The sequence below is a fragment of the Klebsiella variicola genome (assembly GCF_000828055.2).
Taxonomy (GTDB): domain Bacteria; phylum Pseudomonadota; class Gammaproteobacteria; order Enterobacterales; family Enterobacteriaceae; genus Klebsiella; species Klebsiella variicola.
This window is the reverse complement of sequence record NZ_CP010523.2, coordinates 4,310,605-4,332,792: the sequence shown is the minus strand read 5'-3', so window position 1 is coordinate 4,332,792 and position 22,188 is coordinate 4,310,605. Positions and strand designations below refer to the sequence as shown.

At 59.0% G+C, this 22,188-nt stretch carries 21 protein-coding genes; 14 read left to right on the top strand and 7 right to left on the bottom strand.

Annotation, left to right across the window (positions count from 1 at the left end):
- Window positions 1–14: 14 nt before the first annotated feature.
- On the top strand, window positions 15–1,445 hold the full coding sequence (phoA, locus tag SP68_RS20320; protein ID WP_008805344.1) for an alkaline phosphatase: 1,431 nt from the start codon (window positions 15–17) through the stop codon (window positions 1,443–1,445).
- Window positions 1,446–1,536: 91 nt separating this feature from the next.
- Window positions 1,537–1,854, top strand: a complete 318-nt coding sequence (locus SP68_RS20315) for a PsiF family protein (protein ID WP_008805345.1) — start codon at window positions 1,537–1,539, stop codon at window positions 1,852–1,854.
- Between the two features lie 70 nt (window positions 1,855–1,924).
- On the opposite strand, the gene proC is transcribed toward SP68_RS20315, so the two are convergent.
- Entirely contained in the window at window positions 1,925–2,734 is an 810-nt protein-coding gene (gene proC / locus SP68_RS20310; protein WP_039104218.1) for a pyrroline-5-carboxylate reductase, read from the bottom strand.
- A 116-nt stretch (window positions 2,735–2,850) separates the two neighbouring features.
- Between proC and SP68_RS20305 the strand changes: the two genes are divergently transcribed.
- A complete protein-coding gene (locus SP68_RS20305; protein ID WP_040973137.1) occupies window positions 2,851–3,309 on the top strand; it encodes a YaiI/YqxD family protein in 459 nt (152 codons plus the stop codon).
- On the opposite strand, the gene SP68_RS20300 is transcribed toward SP68_RS20305, so the two are convergent.
- Window positions 3,306–4,001, bottom strand: a complete 696-nt coding sequence (locus SP68_RS20300; protein ID WP_008805348.1) for a DUF2076 domain-containing protein — start codon at window positions 3,999–4,001, stop codon at window positions 3,306–3,308. The two genes, SP68_RS20305 and SP68_RS20300, sit on opposite strands and share 4 nt — an antisense overlap.
- A gap of 327 nt (window positions 4,002–4,328) precedes the next feature.
- Between SP68_RS20300 and aroL the strand changes: the two genes are divergently transcribed.
- The 4 genes from aroL (at window position 4,329) to ppnP (ending at window position 6,417) form a co-directional block, all read left to right on the top strand.
- Complete coding sequence (aroL, locus tag SP68_RS20295) at window positions 4,329–4,862, top strand: shikimate kinase AroL (protein ID WP_008805349.1); 534 nt, start codon at window positions 4,329–4,331, stop codon at window positions 4,860–4,862.
- A gap of 71 nt (window positions 4,863–4,933) precedes the next feature.
- Window positions 4,934–5,125 carry a YaiA family protein gene (locus tag SP68_RS20290; RefSeq protein ID WP_008805350.1) on the top strand — a complete coding sequence of 64 codons (192 nt, stop codon included), beginning with the start codon at window positions 4,934–4,936 and terminating at the stop codon, window positions 5,123–5,125.
- Window positions 5,126–5,374: 249 nt separating this feature from the next.
- Window positions 5,375–6,055, top strand: coding sequence for an AroM family protein (locus SP68_RS20285; protein WP_008805351.1), 681 nt, complete (start codon window positions 5,375–5,377; stop codon window positions 6,053–6,055).
- 77 nt (window positions 6,056–6,132) lie between these two features.
- Window positions 6,133–6,417, top strand: coding sequence for a pyrimidine/purine nucleoside phosphorylase (gene ppnP / locus SP68_RS20280; protein ID WP_002890284.1), 285 nt, complete (start codon window positions 6,133–6,135; stop codon window positions 6,415–6,417).
- 71 nt (window positions 6,418–6,488) lie between these two features.
- Here ppnP and rdgC read toward each other — a convergent pair whose 3' ends face one another.
- Complete coding sequence (rdgC, locus tag SP68_RS20275) at window positions 6,489–7,400, bottom strand: recombination-associated protein RdgC (RefSeq protein ID WP_002890285.1); 912 nt, start codon at window positions 7,398–7,400, stop codon at window positions 6,489–6,491.
- Between the two features lie 91 nt (window positions 7,401–7,491).
- On the opposite strand from rdgC, the gene mak reads away from it, so the two are divergent.
- Window positions 7,492–8,406 (top strand): fructokinase, encoded by a 915-nt coding sequence (gene mak, locus SP68_RS20270; protein ID WP_032753741.1) that lies wholly within the window; start codon window positions 7,492–7,494, stop codon window positions 8,404–8,406.
- Between the two features lie 206 nt (window positions 8,407–8,612).
- Here the strand turns inward: mak and sbcC are convergent, their stop codons facing one another.
- On the bottom strand, window positions 8,613–11,750 hold the full coding sequence (sbcC, locus tag SP68_RS20265; protein ID WP_040973211.1) for an exonuclease subunit SbcC: 3,138 nt from the start codon (window positions 11,748–11,750) through the stop codon (window positions 8,613–8,615).
- Window positions 11,747–12,952, bottom strand: coding sequence for an exonuclease subunit SbcD (gene sbcD, locus SP68_RS20260; protein WP_040973212.1), 1,206 nt, complete (start codon window positions 12,950–12,952; stop codon window positions 11,747–11,749). The genes sbcC and sbcD overlap by 4 nt, the downstream gene beginning before the upstream one ends.
- 182 nt (window positions 12,953–13,134) lie before the next feature.
- Here sbcD and phoB point away from each other — a divergent pair, with 182 nt between their 5' ends.
- Entirely contained in the window at window positions 13,135–13,824 is a 690-nt protein-coding gene (gene phoB / locus SP68_RS20255) for a phosphate response regulator transcription factor PhoB (protein ID WP_002890343.1), read from the top strand.
- Window positions 13,825–13,845: 21 nt separating this feature from the next.
- On the top strand, window positions 13,846–15,141 hold the full coding sequence (gene phoR / locus SP68_RS20250; RefSeq protein WP_012968845.1) for a phosphate regulon sensor histidine kinase PhoR: 1,296 nt from the start codon (window positions 13,846–13,848) through the stop codon (window positions 15,139–15,141).
- An 80-nt stretch (window positions 15,142–15,221) separates the two neighbouring features.
- Here the strand turns inward: phoR and SP68_RS28580 are convergent, their stop codons facing one another.
- The gene (locus SP68_RS28580; RefSeq protein WP_153242733.1) at window positions 15,222–15,563 is read right to left on the bottom strand and encodes a hypothetical protein; all 342 of its coding nucleotides are present in this window, start codon (window positions 15,561–15,563) and stop codon (window positions 15,222–15,224) included.
- Between SP68_RS28580 and brnQ the strand changes: the two genes are divergently transcribed.
- The 3 genes from brnQ (at window position 15,555) to malZ (ending at window position 20,302) form a co-directional block, all read left to right on the top strand.
- Window positions 15,555–16,874, top strand: a complete 1,320-nt coding sequence (gene brnQ / locus SP68_RS20245; RefSeq protein WP_008805357.1) for a branched-chain amino acid transporter carrier protein BrnQ — start codon at window positions 15,555–15,557, stop codon at window positions 16,872–16,874. The genes SP68_RS28580 and brnQ overlap by 9 nt on opposite strands.
- Before the next feature lie 86 nt (window positions 16,875–16,960).
- Window positions 16,961–18,334 carry a proline-specific permease ProY gene (gene proY / locus SP68_RS20240; protein WP_023297118.1) on the top strand — a complete coding sequence of 458 codons (1,374 nt, stop codon included), beginning with the start codon at window positions 16,961–16,963 and terminating at the stop codon, window positions 18,332–18,334.
- 150 nt (window positions 18,335–18,484) lie between these two features.
- Window positions 18,485–20,302, top strand: coding sequence for a maltodextrin glucosidase (gene malZ, locus SP68_RS20235; RefSeq protein ID WP_008805359.1), 1,818 nt, complete (start codon window positions 18,485–18,487; stop codon window positions 20,300–20,302).
- On the opposite strand, the gene SP68_RS20230 is transcribed toward malZ, so the two are convergent.
- The gene (locus tag SP68_RS20230; RefSeq protein ID WP_012968843.1) at window positions 20,299–21,201 is read right to left on the bottom strand and encodes a LysR substrate-binding domain-containing protein; all 903 of its coding nucleotides are present in this window, start codon (window positions 21,199–21,201) and stop codon (window positions 20,299–20,301) included. The genes malZ and SP68_RS20230 overlap by 4 nt on opposite strands.
- A 267-nt stretch (window positions 21,202–21,468) precedes the next feature.
- Here SP68_RS20230 and SP68_RS20225 point away from each other — a divergent pair, with 267 nt between their 5' ends.
- A complete protein-coding gene (locus SP68_RS20225; protein ID WP_002890357.1) occupies window positions 21,469–22,110 on the top strand; it encodes a hydrolase in 642 nt (213 codons plus the stop codon).
- The last annotated feature ends 78 nt before the right edge of the window (window positions 22,111–22,188 follow it).

Below are 22,188 nucleotides of genomic sequence, written 5' to 3'. Positions count from 1 at the left end.
TAAGTATTTTTTACATGGAGATGACAAAAGTGAAATTAAGCGCCCTGTTTATTGCCCTGGTTCCTCTGCTGGGCTCGCCGGTTATTCATGCAGAAACGACTGCTGCGCCGGTTCTGGAAAATCGCGCTGCGCAGGGAGATATCACCACTCCCGGCGGCGCGCGTCGTTTAACCGGAGATCAAACCGAAGCGCTGCGCGCCTCGTTAATCAATAAGCCGGCTAAAAACGTTATTTTGCTGATTGGCGATGGCATGGGTGATTCGGAAATTACCGCTGCGCGAAATTATGCGCAAGGGGCGGGCGGTTTCTTTAAAGGGATTGACGCCTTGCCGTTAACCGGGCAGTACACGCACTATTCGCTGGATAAAAAAACCGGGAAACCGGACTACGTGACCGACTCGGCGGCGTCCGCCACTGCCTGGACCACCGGCGTCAAGACCTATAACGGCGCGCTGGGCGTCGATATTCATGAGAACGCGCATCAGACCCTCCTCGAGCTGGCGAAAGCGGCGGGGCTGGCCACCGGCAACGTTTCCACCGCCGAGCTGCAGGACGCCACCCCCGCAGCGCTGGTGGCGCATGTGACATCGCGTAAATGTTACGGCCCCACGGTCACCAGTGAAAAATGCCCCAGCAATGCGCTGGAGAAAGGGGGCAAAGGCTCCATTACCGAACAGCTGCTGAACGCCCGGCCGGATGTCACCTTAGGCGGCGGGGCGAAGACCTTTGCCGAAACGGCGACGGCGGGCGAGTGGCAGGGCAAAACCCTGCGCGAGCAGGCGGAAGCGCGCGGCTACCAGATTGTGACCGACGCGGCTTCCCTTGCCGCCGCGACTGACGCCAGTCAGGCTAAGCCGCTGCTGGGTCTCTTCGCCGATGGCAATATGCCGGTTCGCTGGGAAGGGCCGAAGGCGTCTTATCACGGCAATATCGATAAGGCGCCGGTGACCTGTACGCCAAACCCGAAACGCGACGCCTCGGTGCCGACGCTGGCGCAGATGACGGAGAAAGCGATTGACCTGCTGAGCCGCAACGAGAAAGGTTTCTTCCTGCAGGTGGAAGGCGCTTCCATCGATAAACAGGATCATGCGGCGAATCCGTGTGGCCAGATCGGCGAAACCGTAGACCTCGACGAAGCGGTGCAGAAGGCGCTGGAGTTTGCGCGAAAAGACGGCAATACCCTGGTGATCGTCACCGCCGACCATGCGCACGCCAGCCAGATCATTCCGGCGGACAGCAAAGCCCCGGGACTGACCCAGGCTCTGAATACCCACGATGGCGCAGTGATGGTCATGAGCTACGGCAACTCTGAGGAAGAGTCGATGGAGCATACCGGCACCCAGCTGCGCATTGCGGCCTACGGTCCACACGCGGCTAACGTCGTCGGCCTGACCGACCAGACCGACCTGTTCTCGACCATGAAAGCCGCCCTGAGTCTGAAATAAGTCGCTGCCGGTGGCGAAATCGCGTCACCGGCTGGTTTTTTTTCTATCTGCGTCCAGACTTACAACGATCCACTCACAGAAGGATGGTGCGATGAAAATAACCTTACTAATGACTCTACTGTTTGGCTTGATCTTTATCAGCGCGGTTGGCGCGGCAGAAAAAACGCCCACTCCACAGCAGCAAAAGATGACGGACTGCAATCAGCAAGCGTCAGCCAAAGCGCTGAAAGGAGATGAGCGCAAAACGTTTATGAGCCAGTGCCTGAAAAAAGAGACCACTACGTCGCAAGGAAAAGCGCTCACCCCTCAGCAGCAGAAGATGAGCGACTGCAACAAAGCGGCCTCGGCAAAATCGTTGAAGGGTGATGAACGCAGTACCTTCATGAGTACCTGCCTGAAGAAAGCCTGAAAAAAAGGGAGCGCTTATCCGCTCCCTTCTTCTTTGAACACTCAGGGCATTGCTGCCTACCCTCTCAGGCTCAGGAGCGGCTCAGTTTCTCTGATTTCTCCATACACTGGGTGATGGCTTCGATCACCGCGGAGCGGAACCCTTTCTCTTCCAGTACGCGGACGGCTTCGATGGTGGTCCCGCCAGGCGAGCAGACCATATCTTTCAGCGCCCCCGGATGCTCGCCGCTCTCCAGCACCATTTTGGCGGAGCCCATTACCGCCTGGGCGGCGAATTTATAGGCCTGGGCGCGCGGCATGCCGCCGAGGACGGCGGCATCGGCCATCGCTTCGATAAACATAAAGACATAGGCCGGCGCGGAGCCGCTCACGCCCACCACCGGATGGATCATCGGCTCGGCAATTTGTTCCGCCTGGCCAAAGCAGCGGAACATGGTCAGCACTTCGGCCACGTCTTCGCTGCTTACCAGCGCGTTAGGCGTGACGGAGGTCATACCGGCGTTGACCAGTGACGGCGTATTGGGCATCGCGCGAATAATTTTGCGATCGTGACCGAGGGCGCGCGCCAGTTGCTCAAGCGTGACCCCGGCGGCGATGGAGACCACCAGCGACTCTTTATTCAGGCTTGAGGCGACGTCGCCCAGCACTTTGGTCATGATCCCCGGCTTAACCGCGCCGAAGACGATATCGGCAATCTGCGCCACTTCCTGAGCGCTCCCGGCGGCGTTGATGCCATACTGGTCGCGCAGAGCCGCAACCTTATCCGGCGACGGGGTATAGACCCAGATTTGTCCCGGCTGTACCTGGCCGCTGGCGATCAGTCCACCCAGAATGGCCTTACCCATATTGCCGCAGCCGATAAAGCCAATTTTCTTATCCATCACCATTCCCCTCTGCTTTTTTCGTTACGATCTGATTAGCTTACCATCCTGGCGCTTTCATGGGGGAGAAAAGCAGGTAACATTGGCGTCACTTATTGCAGGTAACAGGAGCTGGCATGGCTATTTGGGTAGATGCGGACGCGTGTCCGAACGTGATTAAAGAGATTTTGTTCCGCGCGGCAGAGCGAACCCAGATCCCGGTGACGCTGGTGGCGAATCAGCCGCTGCGCGTACCGTCGTCGCGTTTCATCCGCACTCTGCGGGTTGAACAAGGTTTTGACGTGGCGGATAACGAAATCGTTCGCCAGTGCGCGGCGGGAGATTTAGTCATCACCGCCGACATCCCGCTGGCGGCAGAGGTGCTGGCGAAGGGCGGGGCGGCGCTGAATCCGCGCGGGGAACGTTACAGCGAGGCGACGATCCGCGAGCGCCTGACGATGCGGGATTTTATGGAGACATTACGGGCCAGCGGCGTGCAGACCGGCGGCCCGGATAGTTTATCGCAGCGCGACCGGCAACAGTTTGCCGCCGAGCTGGAGAAGTGGTTGCTGGCGGTTAAGCGTCAGCAGGGTTAAACCCAGCTATCGTCGTCGCTGCCAATATCATCGTCGCCAAAGCCGGCGTCGAAGTCGTCGTTCCAGGTGTTGTCGGCAAGGAACTGATCGTCTCCCTGGCGGAACGGATCGTCACCCGCGGTGGCGTCCTGCGCGGCGGCATCAGGCTGCGGCTGCTCTTCGATGATATTAACGATCTCCTGCGGGTGCGAGCCGCTGAACATGTTGGTCAGCATATTGCCCAGCACCACGCCGCCCGCTACGCCTGCGGCCGTTTGCAGCGCGCCCGCCATAAAGCCGCCGCCGCGTGCCGCTGCCTGCGGGGCATAGTTCGGTTGCTGTTGCGGCGAGGCATACTGCGGCTGGGCGCTGGCCTGCGGGCGACCGTATTGCTCCGCGCCCGGGATGGGGTCAGAGCCGCGTGACGAGCCGCCACCGCCAAACAGGCCGGAGAGGAATCCGCCGCTGCTGGGCTTCGCCGCCTGCAGCTGGCTGACCTGGCTCTCCAGCGCCTGGATGCGATCGTTAAGCTGTTTAATCGCGGCTTCCTGGATAAGAATGGTTTGCGCCATATAGTAGGGGGCCGCCGGCTGCGCGCTCACATGTTGGGCAATCCGCTCCTCGGCGCTGGTATCGCGCGATGCACTGTGCGCCTCAGCCTCTTTTAGCCGGGAAAACAGTCCATCAATAAGGCGTTGTTCTTCAGATTGCATGTTACATTCCTCTGTCACACTGTCGAATAGGCATCAGGGTGCGTCTGAAACACGATGTTGTAAATATGTTGCTTCGTAAAGCTATGCATAAATGTGTTACCGTTTACGCCAGCGTTGGATAAAAAATAACGCCCAGCCGAAAGTAAAGCTGGTTAAACACTTAATGCAATGATAAGTTTACATCAAGAGCCCCTTTTGTCACTGTGGTGATGGGGTGTAAAGAAGTTGTGTAACGTTTTGTTTACGACTACGTTACGGAACAAACAGCGATAATACGTTCTTTCGTTTTCATATTTTACGACAGGCGGAACCAGGGGGTCTTCGGTCATGACACAGCCAATCTTTCTCATCGGGCCACGCGGCTGCGGTAAAACCACCGTCGGTCATGCGCTGGCGCGAGCGCGGCATTTTCAGTTCTCCGATACCGATCATCGGCTGCAGGCCCATGAGCAGCGGACGGTGGCCGAGATCGTGCAGGCAGAAGGGTGGGCGCGTTTTCGCGAACTGGAGACCCTGTCGCTGAAGGCCGTGACTCTGCCGAATACGGTGATCGCCACCGGCGGCGGTATTGTGCTGGCGGAAGGTAATCGCCAGTTTATGCGGGAGAACGGCGTGGTGATCTATCTGCAGGCCTCGGTGTCGGCGCTCATTGATCGTCTGGAGGCCTACCCAAAAGCCGAACAGCGGCCGACGCTTACCGGTAAGCCGGTACGTGAGGAAGTGGGCGAGGTGTTGGCGCAGCGCGAAGCCTTATACCGTGATGCCGCCCATCATATTGTCGATGCCACGGCCTCCCCGGATCGGGTGGTGGAGCAGATTATGACCATGCTGTGCGGCGCGACGGCAACCCCGGTAAGTTAAGAATTTACTTACATTAAGGCGGCGAGGGGCGCCTATACTTGATAGTTCTGATACCAGAAGAAGGAAGAACTATGCCAAACAGGCCCCCATATCCGAGAGAAGCGCGCGTGGTTGCGGTAGAGAAAGGCCCGCAGGGTCAGACCGTCACCTGGTATCAACTCCGCGCGGATTATCCTGAACCCAATTCGCTGATCAGCGAACATCCTACCGAGCAGGAAGCCGTGGATGCCAAGCGGCGCTATGAAGATCCTGATAAGTCGTAACCCCTGAGCCCGGATTGCCGGCCATACTGGCAATATCGGGCGTATCTCACATTTTTTATTTATCAGTCGTACTAATGAATATCTAACACACGGATTTTTCAGGCACGCCGCTGTCGCCCGGCAATCTTTACATTCAACCGCGGCGCGGAACTGCTACGCTTCTCGACGGTTGATTTTTACTCACCAGGGGGGCGGATGCCGTGTGTGGTAAGTCTGTCTTGAAGCAGTGGTAGTGAAAAGGTACATGATATGAGTAGTGCAACGATGGCAATTTTGACCATCGGCGTTGTGCCGCTGGCGGGAGTGTTGCCGCTCCTGACCGAACATATCAGGGAAGAACAGATCACCCACATTAGTTTGCTGGGCGATATGACACATGCTGAGGTAACCAAAGAGTACGCGGTGGGTGACGGCGAGCAGGGCCTGCTGACCTTGCTCAATGATAACCAGCTGGTGATGGTATCGCGGCAGAAAATTGAACGCGATATCCGCAGCGTGATCGCGATGCTGGATCGGCAGAACTATGATGTGATCCTGTTGCTTAGCTCCGAACAGTTAAGCGGTTTTACCACCCACCATGCGATCCTTCTTGAGCCGCAGCGGATCATCCCGCCGCTGGTGGCGTCGATCGTCGATGGGCATCAGGTGGGGGTGATCGTGCCGGTGGAAGAGATCATGCCTATGCAGCGGCAAAAGTGGCTCTCGCTGGAAAAGTCGCCGTACTACGCGCTGGCCAACCCTTTTACCGGCAGCGACAGTGAGTTATTAAGCGCCGGCAAAACGCTGCTGGAGCAGGGCGCCGACGTGCTGGTCCTCGACTGTCTCGGTTACTATCAGCATCACCGCGATGTGTTACAAAAAGCCCTGGACGTCCCGGTTTTGCTGTCGAATGTGCTGGTTTCCCGACTGGCGGCAGAACTATTGGTCTAATGTGTTAATTTCACGTGACAGGGGCAAGGAGCGCCCCCTATATTGAGCCTTTAACCGACGATCAGAAGGGCTTGTTTATGCTTCAAAGCAATGAATACTTTGACGGAAAAGTGAAATCCATTGGCTTCACCAGCAGCAGTACCGGTCGCGCCAGCGTTGGCGTGATGGCGGAAGGGGAATACACCTTTGGTACGGCGCAGCCGGAAGAGATGACGGTGGTCAGCGGGGCGCTGAATGTCCTGCTGCCGGGTGAGACTGAGTGGAAAGTTTACGCCGCCGGCGAAGTTTTCAATGTGCCAGGCAACAGCGAATTTCATCTGCAGGTGGCTGAGCCAACCTCTTATCTGTGCCGCTATCTGTAAGCCAGAGTGACACCCGGCGCCTGCCGCCGGGTTGTTTTTTCCTTCCTGCCTGGCAGGAAGGAAAGCGGCGCTTAGCGCTGCGCTTCGCCGCCGAGCCCTTCTACCAGGCTTTGGATCAGGGCAGCCAGCTCGCCGGTCATTAAGATAAAGTCGGCGTCAAAGCGCTGGGCGAAATCTTCCCGATCGATATCTTCGTTTTGGTCACGTAATTCATCGCAGAACTTGAGGCGCTTAATTGACGCATCGTCGCAGATCACAAACTGAATACGCTGCTGCCAGTCCAGCGCCAGCTTGGTGACGACCTTCCCGGCCTCAATGTGCACGGCGATTTCGTCACTTACCAGATCCTGTTTCTTGGCGCGGATCACGCCGCCATCTTCCAGCATCGCTTTCAGCTCGGCTTCATCCAGCAGCTGGAAGCCCTGCGCCACGGTGCCGGAGCGGACCCACTCGGTCAGCGTCAGCTCAATCGGATTCTCCAGGGTCAGCGGCACCACCGGCAGTGAACCGAGGGTTTTACGCAGCAGGGCCAGCGTGTCTTCCGCTTTCTTCGCGCTGGCGCAGTCCACCATGATCAGGCCGTTAACGGTATCGATCCACATCATCGTCTGGCTGAAGCGGCTGAAGGCGCGCGGCAGCAGCGAGTGCAACACTTCATCTTTCAGGGAATCTTTCTCGGTCTTCTTCAGCTTGCGGCCCTGATCGGCTTCCAGCTTCTGGATCTTCGCCTCCAGCGCCTGCTTGATCACCGGCGACGGCAGGATCTTTTCTTCTTTACGCGCGCAGATAATGATCTGGCCGTTTGCCGTATGCGTCAGCGCGTCGCTGTGCGATCCCATCGGCGACACCCAACCGGTTTTCGCCATATCCTGGCTGCCACACGGGGTAAATGTCAGCTCGGCCAGCTGTTTTTCCATCTCCTCGGCGCGCAATTCGATATCGCGGCTGAGACGGTAAACCATTAAATTTTTGAACCACAGCATGATAATTTCCACGGCTTTGTCGTTAAATCAGGCGGGCATGATAGCGAATTGTCGCTATGCTTGCATTGTTAATCGGGGTGAGGAGCTGAGCGTGCGTATTGGTATTGATTTAGGTGGAACAAAAACCGAAGTGATAGCCCTGAGCGACCAGGGAGAGCAGCTGTTTCGCCACCGGTTACCCACGCCGCGTGAGGACTACCGGCAAACCATCGAGACTATCGCCACCCTGGTAGCGATGGCCGAGCAGGCGACCGGGCAGCAGGGTACCGTGGGGATGGGCATTCCTGGCACAATTTCGCCCTATACCGGGGTGGTGAAAAACGCCAACTCGACCTGGCTCAACGGCCAGCCCTTTGATAAGGATCTCAGCCTGCGCCTTGAGCGTGAAGTCCGGCTGGCCAACGACGCCAACTGTCTGGCGGTGTCGGAGGCGGTGGACGGCGCGGCGGCGGGGGCGCAAACGGTGTTTGCGGTGATTATCGGCACCGGCTGCGGCGCCGGGGTGTCGCTCAACGGGCGGGCGCATATCGGCGGCAACGGTAACGCCGGCGAGTGGGGGCATAACCCGCTGCCGTGGATGAACGACGATGAGCTGCGCTATCGCGCCGAAGTGCCCTGCTACTGCGGTAAACAGGGATGTATCGAAACCTTTATCTCCGGCACCGGCTTTGCCACCGACTACCAGCGGCTGAGCGGCAAGGGGTTAACTGGCAGCGAGATTATGCGTCTGGTGGGCGAAGGTGACGAAAAGGCCGAACTGGCGCTGAGCCGCTATGAACAGCGGCTGGCGAAATCGCTGGCCCACGTGGTGAATATCCTCGACCCGGACGTTATCGTGCTGGGCGGCGGGATGAGCAACGTCGAGCGTCTGTATCAAACGGTACCGGACCTGGTGAAGCAGTGGGTCTTCGGCGGCGAGTGTGAAACGCCGATCCGCAAAGCGTTGCACGGTGACTCCAGCGGAGTACGCGGCGCGGCCTGGCTATGGCCGCTCCAGGGGACCTGAACCGCTCCCCTCACCCCGGCCCTCTCCCCGCAGGGAGAGGGAGAAAAGCGGTACGGTGCGGGTGGTTGAGGCAGTGGCCGGGAACCCCTCACCCTGCAGGGAGAGGGGGAATCGCAATAGCGTGCGAAATTACAGACCGGCGCCGGACGGTTCCCTCTCCCTCCGGGAGAGGGTTAGGGTGAGGGGACATCGCCATAATTCAGACCTCACTCCACCGCAAACACTCTGTCCAGCCGACTGTAGCCCAGGCCATTTATCTTCTTCACTTTGATCTGCACCGGAATACGTTCCTTCATTGCCTCCACGTGGCTGATCACCCCGATAATTTTGCCGCTGGCGTTAAGGGCATCCAGGGCGTCCAGCGCCGTATCCAGCGTTTCGCTGTCGAGGGTGCCAAAGCCTTCATCGAGAAACAGGGAGTCAATCCGTGTCTTATGGCTCACCAGGTCTGACAGCGCCAGGGCCAGCGCCAGGCTGACGAGGAAACTTTCGCCGCCGGAGAGAGTGCGGGTGTCGCGCACGGCGTCGGCCTGCCAGGTATCGACCACCTCCAGCTCCAGCGCCTCGCTGGCCTTGCGTTGCAGCAGATAGCGGCCGTGCAGGCGGTTGAGCTGCTGGTTTGCCAGCCAGACCAGATTATCCAGCGTCAGCCCCTGGGCGAATTTGCGGAACCGGTCGCCGGTGCTGGAGCCGATCAGCGAATTCAGATAGCCCCAGTCGTCCGCCAGCTGCGCCGCCTCTGCAATCTGCTGCCCCAGCGCCTGCTGCTGCTGGCGGCTTTCATTATCCTGCCTGAGCTGCTGGCGGATCTCACCCTGACGGGTCGTGTTGTCCCGCAGCCGCTGGGCCAGGGCGTGCAGCTGCGTTTGCAGGGTGGGGCCGTCCGCGTCTGATCCTTGCGGCCGCAGCGCCAGATGCGCCTGTTGCTGCTGAGTCGCCTGCTCGCAGAGCACCGTCGCTTGCTGAAGCTGCTGCTCAAGCGACTGTTTTAACTGCGTCAGCCGCTGGGCGGTCTCGTCATCCAGCAGCGCGGCGAGGAACGCCTCCCGATCGTTGAAGCGGCTGGCGGCCAGGGCAGTCGTGAATTGCGTCTGTGACTGATGTACGCGCGCCGTTTCTTCGGTCTCCAGTTGCTGCTGGGCGACAAGCTGGCTGTGCAGCGACAGGCATTCCTCGTGGATTTCGCGCCAGTTGTCCGGGATCACCGGCTCAGCCTCCGCGTCATCCTCATCGCCGGGCGGCAGCGTATCGAGCAGCGGTTTCAGGGCGGCGATCTGCTCCTGGAGCACGCCATGCCGCGTCTGTTGCGCCTGCCACCGGGCAAATTCGCTTTCGCGAGCGTGCAGCCAGGCGGCTTCTGCGCCTTCTTCCGGCAGGCTGAGCGACAGCGTCTGCAGGGCGTTCTCCAGCCCCTGGCGCGTGGTCTCCAGCTGCTGGTGAGCCTGGCGCTCCAGCGCTTGCTGGTCGTTGAGCTGGCTCTGTAACATCAGACGCTGGCTGAGCTGATAGAGCTGCTGCTCGTAGCGCTCCTGCTCCTGCATCCAGTTGTTTATCTCTTGCGCAATATCCCGCGTGACCTGCAGAGCGGCGCAGGTTTCCTGCCACGCTTTAGTGAGCGCTTGCTCTTCCTCTGTGAGCCGCCGGGCCGCTTCGGTCTCACGCTGGAGCTGCTGCGTCAGGGCGTTGACCTGCCCGAGGACCAGCAGACCTTCTTCTTTCAGCGCGGCGACCTCTTTTTCCAGCGCGTCGCGGCGGCGCTGATTATCCGTGACCGTTAGGGAGGCGTATTGCTCAATCGCCGGATGTTCACAGGATCCGCACAGCGGGCAGGGCTTCCCCGCCTCAAGCCGGGCGCGGTAACCTTCCAGATCTTTAATCGTTTCTTCCCGCTGGCAGAGCGCCTTCAGGTCGAGATAGTGCTGGTTTTTGTCTTTATATTGCTCCCGACGTTGCGTCAGGGTGGCATTGAGTTTTGCCTGCTCCGTTTGCGCCTGCTGGATGTTCTCGGCGCTCTGCCGCAGGCGTTTGTGCAACTGCTGATGCTGTTCATGCAGGGAGAGCAGCCGCTGGCGCAGCGGCCGCGATTGCGTTTGCTGCGCCATCGCCGCCGCGACTTCCTCTGCGGACAATGACAGGGAGCTGGCCGGCAGAGCGCTGAGTTTCTGGCGCAGCGCGGCCAGGCGGGTGGTCTGAGCCGTTAACTGCTGTTTATCGCGCGCCAGTTGCGAGAATTGCGCCCGCCAGCCGGCAATCTCCTGGCCCCATAAGCGGAATCGGTCATGGGCCGCCAGCCACTGCGCCAGGTCCGTCAGTTCAGCCTGACGCTGCTGCTGAGCGTGCAGGGCGCTGCGGCGGATGCGCGCGCGCTGCGCGGTGCAGGCAAGTAAGCGAGCATTTACTTCGTTGATCCGTTGCCGGGTTTGCGCCAGACCTGCCACCTGTTCCTGCTGACGCTCCCACAGGGGGCGCAGCTGGGCGGCCGGCTGCGCCAGCTCAAGCTTCGCCAGCGCCGGGGCGGCGTCGGTCAGCGCCTGGCGGGCCTGCTGTTGCCGGCTAACCGCCTGCTGGTGCTGCTGCGCCAGCTCGTCGCAGCGCGTCAGCCACTGAAGCTGCTGTTGCTGGTTTTGCTGCTGCGTTAGCAGGGTTTTTTCTTCGTCAGTGAGTACCTGCAAACTTTCCTGCAGCGCCTGCTGCTGCGCTTCCGTCAGCAGAACGATGCCCGCCGCCTGGGCTTCGAACTTCTCCAGCGCGTGGCGAGCGGCTTTGTGCTGTTCGTAGACCATGGCCGAAATCTGGCCGTAGATTTCCGTGCCGGTCAGCTCCTCCAGCAGCTCCGCGCGATCGCTCGGCTTCGCGTTCAGGAAGGCGGCAAATTGTCCCTGGGAAAGCAGCATCGAGCGGGTGAAACGGCCATAGTCGAGCCCGGTGAGCGTCGCGGTTTGCTCCAGTTTGTCCGAGACCTTATCGGCGAGGATTTTGCCGTCGGCGCAGCGTGCCAGCTCGACGCGGGGCGCCTGCAGATTGCCATCCGGTTGGTTGCGTGCCCGGTTCTGGCTCCAGAAAGCGCGGTAGGCGGTGCCTTTGACTTCAAACTCGACTTCCGCCAGACATTCGGCGGTATCGCGGGTCATCAGGTCATTTTGCGACTGGGAAACTTTATTCAGGCGCGGCGTCTCGTGATAAAGCGCCAGGCAAATGGCATCGAGCAGGGTGGTTTTGCCGGCGCCGGTGGCGCCGGTAATGGCGAACAGGCCGTTGCTGACGAACGGCTCGGCGGTAAAGTCTATCTTCCATTCACCCTTCAGGGAGTTGAGGTTTTTCAGACGCAGACTGAGGATTTTCATGCGTTTTCGTCCTCCGCGGTGAGCGTATGCAGCGTATGGGTGAACAGCTCGTGCAGCCGGGCGCGCTTGTCATCGTCAATCTCGGTCAGCGCCAGCCGGCGCTCGAACACCTCTTCCACCTTCAGTTCGCTAAGGGTCTCCCGCTGGGCGTTGAGCAATATTTTCTCGCGCTGCTCGCGGCTGCGTCGTACCAGCAACACTTCCACCGGCAGATCCTCCGTCAGCGCCTGAATATGACGCTGAATATCGTGCAGGTAGTCCTCGGTGGTAATTTCGATATCCAGCCACACCGGCGGGTCCTGCTCGACGCCGCGCCACTGCTCCAGCTGGGCGGTGATGGCGGCCAGATCGCCTTTGATCACTGCCAGCGGCTGGGTCACGGGCACCTCCAGGGTTTCCACGGCGCTGAGGCGCCCGTCGTTAAAACTCACCAGGTGCACCGATTTGGCTTTGCCGGTTTCATCGAAGCTCAGCGGCAGCGGCGAGCCGCTGTAGCGGATGTGCTCGCAGCCACCGACCACCTGCGCCCGATGAATATGGCCCAGCGCAATGTAGTCGGCAGGCGGGAAGTGTTGCGCCGGAAAGGCATCCAGCGTGCCGATGTAAATGTCGCGGACGGCATCGCTTTTGCTGGCGCCGACGGTGGTCAGGTGGCCGCTGGCAATGATGGGCAGCGGCCGATCGCCGCGCAGCGCGCAGGCCTGCTGATACTGCTCCTGATAATAGTCGCTGATGGCCTGCAGTAGCTGTTGCTGTTTTTCCCGACCGGAGTGGCCGGCCTGACTGGTAACCAGCTCGCGGGGGCGTAAAAACGGCACCGGGCAAAAGATGGCGCCAGGGGTGCCGTCGCGCAACGGCAGCTCAATGGGCGCGTAGCCGGCGTTCGCCACCACGGTGGTGTGCAAAAAGGCGAGAATATCGCGGGACTCATTGAGCATCGCCACTGAATCGTGATTGCCCGCCAGCACCACCAGGCGACAGCCGGTCTGCTGCAACTGGACGACAAAACGGTTATACAGCTCGCGGGCATAGCTCGGCGGCGAGCCGGTATCAAAAATATCGCCAGCCACGATAATGGCGTCGACTTCATGCTCCTGCGCGCGGGCCAGCAGCCAGGTAAGAAAAGCGTCGTGTTCTGCCGCGCGGCTTTTGCTGTAAAAATTCTGGCCCAAATGCCAGTCGGAGGTGTGAAGGAGGCGCATAAATCTTCCCTAGCGAAAAAAGCATGGGCGGCAGTATATCATTTGTCGGCGCGGGGTAAGTCCGCGTCATGCTTCAAATTACCCGATCATCAGACCGTCATTTTTTTCATAAATCTGTCACAAAAGTGACGCATAATGACGCCGCACTTCTATACTGATGGCTAAAAAACACAGGGTAAATAATGGCGAGAAGAATTCTGGTCGTTGAAGATGAAGCTCCAATCCGCGAAATGGTCTGCTTTGTTCTGGAGCAAAATGGCTTTCAGCCCGTTGAGGCGGAAGATTATGACAGCGCGGTGAATCAACTCAATGAACCCTGGCCTGATTTGATTCTCCTTGACTGGATGCTGCCGGGTGGTTCGGGGCTGCAGTTTATTAAGTTGCTCAAGCGCGAGGCGATGACGCGGGATATCCCGGTTGTGATGCTGACCGCGCGTGGAGAAGAAGAGGATCGTGTTCGCGGCCTGGAGACCGGCGCGGACGACTACATTACCAAGCCTTTCTCACCGAAAGAACTGGTGGCGCGGATTAAAGCGGTGATGCGCCGTATTTCGCCGATGGCGGTGGAAGAGGTGATCGAAATGCAGGGTCTGAGCCTCGACCCTTCGTCGCATCGGGTGATGACCGGCGACAGTCCGCTGGACATGGGGCCGACGGAATTTAAATTATTGCACTTCTTTATGACCCATCCTGAGCGAGTGTACAGCCGCGAGCAGCTGCTGAACCACGTCTGGGGAACCAACGTCTATGTGGAAGACCGCACGGTGGACGTCCATATTCGCCGCCTGCGCAAAGCGCTGGAACACAGTGGCCATGATCGCATGGTGCAAACGGTTCGCGGCACGGGGTATCGTTTCTCCGCCCGTTTCTGAATTTTGACAGGAGTGTGACCCGTGCTGGAACGGCTGTCATGGAAAAGGCTGGCGCTGGAGCTCTTTTTAGCGTGTATTCCGGCCCTGATTCTGGGGGCGTTTGTGGGTCATCTGCCGTGGTTTTTACTGGCGGCAGTGACCGGTTTGCTGATCTGGCATTTCTGGAATTTGATGCGCCTGTCGTGGTGGTTGTGGGTGGATCGGAGCATGACTCCTCCGCCTGGACGCGGCAGCTGGGAGCCGCTGCTGTATGGTCTGCATCAGATGCAGATGCGTAATAAAAAGCGTCGACGCGAGCTGGGAAGCCTGATTAAACGCTTTCGCAGCGGGGCGGAATCGCTGCCGGATGCGGTTGTACTGACCACGGAAGAGGGGGCCATTTTCTGGTGTAATGGCCTGGCGCAGCAGATTTTAAACCTGCGCTGGCCGGACGACAGTGGCCAAAATATTCTCAACCTCCTGCGTTATCCCGAGTTCGCCAACTATCTGAAACAGCGTGATTTTTCTAAGCCACTCAACCTGGTGCTGAATAACGCTCGCCATCTGGAAATTCGCGTGATGCCTTACACCGATAAGCAGTGGCTGATGGTGGCGCGCGACGTGACGCAGATGCATCAGCTGGAAGGGGCGCGGCGGAACTTTTTCGCCAACGTCAGCCATGAACTGCGCACCCCGCTGACGGTGCTGCAGGGCTATCTGGAGATGATGCAGGAGCAGGTACTGGAGGGGGCGACGCGGGAAAAAGCCCTGCACACCATGCGAGAGCAAACTCAGCGTATGGAAGGGCTGGTGAAGCAGTTGCTGACGCTGTCGCGCATTGAAGCCGCGCCGGCGCTGGCGATGAATGACCGCATCGACGTGCCGATGATGCTGCGGGTGGTGGAGCGCGAGGCGCAAACTCTCAGCCAGGAGAAACAGACGCTGATCTTCACCGTTGACGAGCAGCTCAAGGTGCTGGGTAATGAGGAGCAACTGCGCAGCGCCATTTCCAATCTGGTCTATAACGCGGTGAACCACACCCCGCCGGGGACCGAAATTCGCGTCAGCTGGCAGCGGACCCCGCAGGGGGCGCTGTTCAGCGTCGAGGATAATGGGCCAGGCATTGCGCCAGAGCATATTCCCCGTTTGACCGAGCGTTTTTATCGGGTGGATAAAGCTCGCTCCCGGCAAACGGGGGGCAGCGGCCTGGGACTGGCGATCGTCAAACACGCGGTCAACCATCATGACAGCCGGCTGGAGATCGACAGCACGGTGGGCAAGGGAACCCGTTTTAGTTTCCTGCTCCCGGAACGATTAATTGCCAGAAACGACGCCTGATCGGCGTGCTGTCAGCTTATCTTGCCAATGACCAGCCCCGGCTGGTCATTTTCGTTGGCATCCCTTTTTTCCTCGCCTATTTAATGAACGCGTGCTGCTTTTTTGTTCGCATGATAAGCCACGGGTTTTCCATCAATATGGTAAATGATTCTGGTGTGGAACTGATAACCAGCATAATCATCTGCTTTTGCGATCGTGCCTTGCTTTAAAACGTTATAAGCGTTTAAATTGCGCCTGCGCAGTCGATGACAGACTGCTTTTGCGTGGTAATACCAAAAACAATTCTTTCCCACGCCGCTTCGGGAGCATATCTCGCTGAGTTTACCGGCAATGGCCGCTGTATCGTCCCTGAGAGGGGAGCGCGGTATTTTTCCATTTTTTACAACACCACATCCACAGGCAGTAATGAATTTATGACCCATCAGTTAAAATCTCGCGACATCATAGCGTTGGGCTTTATGACCTTCGCGTTGTTTGTTGGCGCAGGCAACATAATTTTCCCTCCGATGGTTGGCTTACAGGCGGGCGAGCACGTCTGGACAGCGGCGATCGGCTTCCTGATCACTGCGGTGGGTCTGCCGGTGCTGACGGTGGTGGCGCTGGCGAAAGTCGGCGGCGGCGTTGAAAGCCTGAGCACCCCGATTGGTAAAGTGGCGGGTATCCTGCTGGCGGTGGTGTGTTATCTCGCGGTGGGACCGCTGTTCGCGACCCCGCGCACCGCGACCGTCTCCTTTGAGGTCGGTATTGCGCCGCTGACCGGCGACGGCCCGCTGCCGCTGCTGATCTACAGCGTTATCTATTTCGCGCTGGTGATTCTGGTCTCCCTCTATCCGGGCAAACTGCTGGACACCGTGGGCAACTTCCTTGCGCCGCTGAAAATTATCGCCCTGATTGTGCTGGCGGTCGCGGCCATCATCTGGCCAGCGGGCCCGATCAGCGACGCGCTGGAAGCGTATCGTACGGCGCCATTCTCCAATGGCTTCGTCAACGGCTACCTGACCATGGATACCCTCGGGGCGATGGTGTTCGGGATCGTGATTGTCAATGCGGCACGCTCCCGCGGCGTCAGCGAAGCGCGTCTGTTGACCCGCTACACCGTCTGGGCTGGCCTGATGGCAGGCGTTGGCCTGACGCTGCTGTACCTGGCGTTGTTCCGTCTGGGTTCTGACAGCGCCACTCTCGTGGACCAGTCCGCCAACGGCGCGGCCATTCTGCACTCCTACGTGCAGCACACCTTCGGCGGGGCGGGCAGCTTCCTGCTGGCGGCGCTGATCTTCATCGCTTGTCTGGTGACGGCGGTGGGCCTGACCTGCGCCTGCGCCGAGTTCTTTGCCCAGTATCTGCCGTTCTCCTATCGCACGCTGGTCTTTATCCTTGGCCTGTTCTCGATGGCGGTCTCCAATCTGGGGCTGAGCCATCTGATTCAGGTGTCAATTCCGGTGCTGACCGCTATCTATCCGCCGTGTATCGCACTGGTTGTATTAAGCTTTACCCGCAGTTGGTGGCATAATTCGTCCCGCGTTATCGCGCCGGCCATGTTTATCAGTCTGATGTTTGGTATCATTGACGGGATTAAGTCATCGGCGTTTGCCGCGATTCTGCCGGCCTGGACCGCGCGTCTGCCGCTGGCGGAGCAGGGCCTGGCCTGGCTGATGCCCACCGCCGTGATGGTGTTCCTCGCGGTGATCTGGGATCGCGCAGCCGGACGCCAGGTGACCTCCAGCGCCCATTAACAGGCGTTAAGGAAAAGCGTTTAACCACGGGACTTCGGGTTCCGTGGTTTTTTATTTTTTGTGTTAAACGGCATTGAAAAACCACGATGGAAAGTAGTAACAAGCTTAAGCGCGGGCTAAGCACCCGGCATATCCGCTTTATGGCCCTGGGTTCCGCCATCGGCACCGGGCTTTTTTACGGCTCAGCCGACGCCATTAAGATGGCCGGACCCAGCGTGCTGTTGGCCTACATTATCGGTGGCGTCGCGGCATATATCATTATGCGGGCGCTCGGTGAGATGTCGGTGCATAACCCTGCCGCCAGCTCATTTTCCCGCTATGCCCAGGAAAACCTCGGCGGACTGGCGGGCTATATCACCGGCTGGACCTACTGCTTCGAAATCCTGATCGTCGCCATCGCCGACGTCACCGCCTTCGGTATCTACATGGGCGTCTGGTTCCCGACGGTGCCGCACTGGATCTGGGTGCTCAGCGTGGTACTGATCATCTGCGCCGTCAACCTGATGAGCGTCAAGGTGTTTGGTGAGCTGGAGTTCTGGTTCTCGTTCTTCAAAGTGGCCACCATTATCATCATGATCCTCGCCGGGTTCGGCATTATTATCTGGGGGATCGGCAACGGCGGCCAGCCGACCGGCATTCATAACCTGTGGAGCAACGGCGGCTTCTTCAGCAACGGCTGGCTGGGGATGGTGATGTCGCTGCAGATGGTGATGTTCGCCTACGGCGGCATCGAAATCATCGGTATTACCGCCGGTGAGGCGAAAGACCCGGAGAAATCCATTCCGCGCGCGATCAACTCGGTGCCGATGCGTATTCTGGTGTTCTACGTCGGCACACTGTTCGTCATTATGTCCATCTATCCGTGGAATCAGGTGGGAACCGACGGCAGCCCCTTTGTCCTGACCTTCCAGCATCTGGGCATTACCTTCGCGGCCAGTATTCTTAACTTCGTGGTCCTGACAGCCTCCCTGTCGGCGATTAACTCCGACGTGTTCGGCGTGGGCCGTATGCTGCACGGTATGGCTGAGCAGGGCAGCGCGCCGAAGGTGTTCGCTAAAACGTCGCGCCGCGGTATTCCGTGGGTGACGGTGATAGTGATGACTATTGCGCTGTTGTTTGCGGTGTATCTCAATTACATCATGCCGGAAAACGTCTTCCTGGTGATCGCCTCCCTGGCCACCTTCGCCACGGTGTGGGTGTGGATTATGATCCTGTTGTCACAGATTGCCTTCCGCCGCCGTCTGTCGCCCGAAGAGGTCAAGGCGCTGAAATTCAAAGTGCCCGGCGGAGTGGTGACCACGGTAGTCGGCCTGGTGTTCCTGGCCTTTATTATCGCCCTGATCGGCTATCATCCGGATACCCGTATCTCGCTGTATGTCGGTATGGCGTGGATCGGCCTGCTGCTGCTGGGCTGGGTCTTTAAGACCCGTCGCGATCGCCGCCTGGCGCAGGCACAGTAAATGCACCGCCCCGGTCAGCATCACGCGACCGGGGCGGCTTGCAGTCCCGCGTCCTCCCCCGTTATCCTCCCCCAAAAAATCCTGTGATGATGAGTTCTGCGCCTGACGGCTATGGCAAGGTGTGCCCATTCTGCACAATGAGGATTCACGATGTTGAAGGCATGGCACCTTCCGGTTGCACCCTTTATCAAGGTGCAACAGGACCGACTGTTTATTACCCTGTGGTTAAGCGGTGAGTCGCTGCCGCAGCGGATCACGCTGCGCGCGGAAGAGGATAACGAAGAGCTGTCGCTGCCGATGCAGCGGCTCCGTCAGGCGCCGCAGCCAGGCGTGGTGGCATGGCGCGGTGAAATCTCTCTCGCCAGCGGCCAGCCGCGCCGCCGCTACAGCTTTAAGCTGCTGTGGGCCGACCATCAGCGCTGGTTTACGCCACAAGGTTTCACCCGTTTCCCGCCGGCCAGGCTGGAACAGTTTGCCATTGACCTGCCGGACGCCGGCCCGCAGTGGGTGGCCGATCAGGTGTTCTATCAGATTTTCCCCGATCGCTTTGCCCGCAGCGCCGCGCGTGACGCCGACCAGGATGCGGTCTATTACCATCACGCGGCGGGACGGGAGATTGTGCGCAAGGCATGGGACGAACCGCTAACCGGTGAGGCGGGCGGGTCGACGTTCTACGGCGGCGATCTCGACGGCATCAGCGAAAAACTTCCCTACCTGAAGCAACTCGGCGTCACCGCCCTCTATCTGAACCCGGTTTTCGCCGCCCCCAGCGTGCATAAATACGATACCGAGGATTATCGGCGCGTCGATCCGCAGTTTGGCGGCGACGCGGCGCTGCTCCGGCTGCGCCATAATACGCAGCGGGCGGGGATGCGTATGATCCTCGACGGGGTGTTCAACCATACCGGCGATTCCCATCCCTGGTTCGACCGACACCAGCAGGGCAGCGGCGGCGCCGGCCATTACCCGGATTCTCCGTGGCGCGACTGGTTTACCTTCTCAGAGGAGGGGCAGGCGCACAACTGGCTGGGCTATGCCAGTCTGCCGAAGCTCGACTATCGCTCGACCAGCCTGGTCAACGAGATCTATGCCGGCGAGGACAGTATCGTACGCCACTGGCTGAAAGCGCCGTGGAGCATGGACGGCTGGCGTCTGGACGTGGTGCATATGCTGGGCGAAGGCGGCGGGGCGCGGAATAACCTGCAGCATATCGCCGGCATCACTCAGGCGGCAAAACAAACGCAGCCGGAAGCCTTTGTCTTTGGCGAACATTTTGGCGATGCGCGACAATGGCTGCAGGCGGATGCCGAAGATGCGGCGATGAACTATCGCGGCTTTACCTTCCCGATCTGGGGATTCCTCGCCAATACCGATATCTCTTACGATCCGCAGAAGATAGACGCCCAGACCTGCATGGCGTGGATGGATAATTATCGCGCCGGGCTGTCGCATCAGCAGCAGCTGAGGATGTTCAACCAGCTCGACAGCCATGATACGGCGCGCTTTAAATCTCTCCTTGGTAAAGACGTAGCGCGCCTGCCGCTGGCGGTGGTGTGGCTGTTTAGCTGGCCGGGCGTACCGTGCATCTACTACGGCGACGAGGTGGGCGTGGATGGCAACAACGATCCGTTCTGCCGCAAACCGTTCCCGTGGGATCCGGCGCTGCAGGATACCCAGTTGCTGGCGCTGTATCAGCGGATGGCGAAACTGCGTAAGGCCCAGCAGGCGCTGCGCTACGGCGGCTGTCAGGTGATTTACGCCGAGGATAACGTGGTGGTGTTTGTCCGGGTCTACAAACAGCAGCGCGTGCTGGTGGCGATTAACCGCGGGGAAGCCTGCGAGGTGGTTATCGAGGATTCGCCGCTGCTGAACGTGGCCGGGTGGACGCTGCTGGAAGGCGCCGGCGCCTTTCAGGACGGGGTGCTGACCCTCCCGGCCATCTCCGCCAGCGTCTGGTCCGGCCGTTAACGGTAGAGCTGGCTCAGCAGGTCGCCGCGGAGGAGCGCCTCCCGCCACCAGCGCTGAGCCAGCCCGTCATTCCCGCTGCGCCAGGCCATGTAGGTGATATCTTTTTCCCGCCAGCAGGCGACGCTTTTCTCCACCAGACTGCCTTTTTCCAGCCATGGGCGAGCGATATGGCGCGGCAGAAAGCCGCAGCCCAACCCGGCGCACAGCAGTTCGACTTTACTGGCGAAATCATCGACGCCGATTTGCGGCTGCTCGTCGAGGAGATTGCTGTTTAGCGGATGGCAATAACGGGCGCTGTCGCGGATCACGATGGCCCGATGTTGGCTGAGCTGTTTATTGGTCAGTGGCTCCTTCGCCTGAGCCAGCGGGTGGGCGGGGGCAACCACGAAAATATTATCCAGTGCGCCGAGGGTTTGCCATGACCACTCTGCAGAGGTCGGGGGTTCATTGATGGCGCCGAGGATAATATCCGCGCCATGGTGGGTCAGCTCTTCCCACGAACCGGCGAGGGTGTGATGACTGAAGTTCAGCCGCGTCTGCGGGTTTTGCGCATAAAATTCGGCGATCAGCGGTAGCAGGGCAGAAAAGGGAAACGAAGCATCGAGAGCGATCGCCAGCTCTCGCTCCCAGCCCGCGCTCAGCTGCTGCGCCTGCTTTTCCAGATCTCTGGCGGCGCTCAACAGCTGCCGTCCCTTCTCCAGCATCAGCCTACCGGTATCGGTAAACTTCGCCCGGTGGCCAGAGCGATCCAACAGCACAATATCCAGATCGCTCTCCAGCTTCTGGATCATATAGCTCAGGGCGGCGGGGGTTTTATACAGCGACTCCGCGGCGGTGGCGAAGGACCCGTGTCTGTCCAGGGCATCAAGGATCATGAGTACATCAAAATTCACACGCATGGGGGAGCTATCCATTAATTTATTTTCCCTTGTTGTACCTAAGCACAATAATCAATGCCAGTGAATAAATCAGAACAGTTTGGCGTAAAAATTTGATTAATGCGGATGCGAGCAAATCCTTGCTACGGGCAAAAAATAAACCACAAAAAAACTTTAATAACTTGTTAGAAATAACTGGCTATACTCACCATGCTTTATCAGTCAGGATCCACACGACGCATTAACCATCATGTCATCTTTTTAACTAATTGATTAAGAAGGTATTTAATGTCTATTCGTGAACTGCTCGATCCCACTAATTCCGCACTTATCTTTATTGACCACCAGCCGCAGATGTCATTTGGCGTGGCGAATATCGATCGCCAGACCCTGAAAAATAACACCGTGGCGCTGGCGAAAGCGGGCAAAATTTTTAATGTGCCGGTGATTTATACCTCCGTAGAGACCAAAAGCTTCAGCGGTTATATCTGGCCGGAATTATTGGCCGTGCATCCTGACGTCAAGCCGATTGAACGTACCTCAATGAACTCCTGGGAAGACGACGCGTTTGTGGCGGCGGTGAAAGCGACCGGCCGTAAAAAGCTGGTGATTTCCGCCCTGTGGACCGAAGTCTGCCTGACCTTCCCGGCGTTGATGGCGCTGGAGGCGGGCTACGAGGTCTATGTGGTGACGGATACCTCCGGCGGCACCTCTGTCGACGCCCATGAGCGGTCTATTGATCGGATGGTGCAGGCGGGGGCGGTGCCGGTGACCTGGCAACAGGTGCTGCTGGAGTACCAGCGCGACTGGTCGCGCAAAGCGACCTACGATGCGGTGATGGACCTCGTACGCGAACACAGCGGCGCCTACGGGATGGGCGTGGATTACGCTTATACCATGGTGCATGGCGCGCCGGAGCGTAAAGCGTAAATCACTTCATCCTTCAGGCTGCCTGATCTTCGGCTGCGTTTACCCGTCCCCGGTCGCTGACTTATCTCCGCTCAGGGG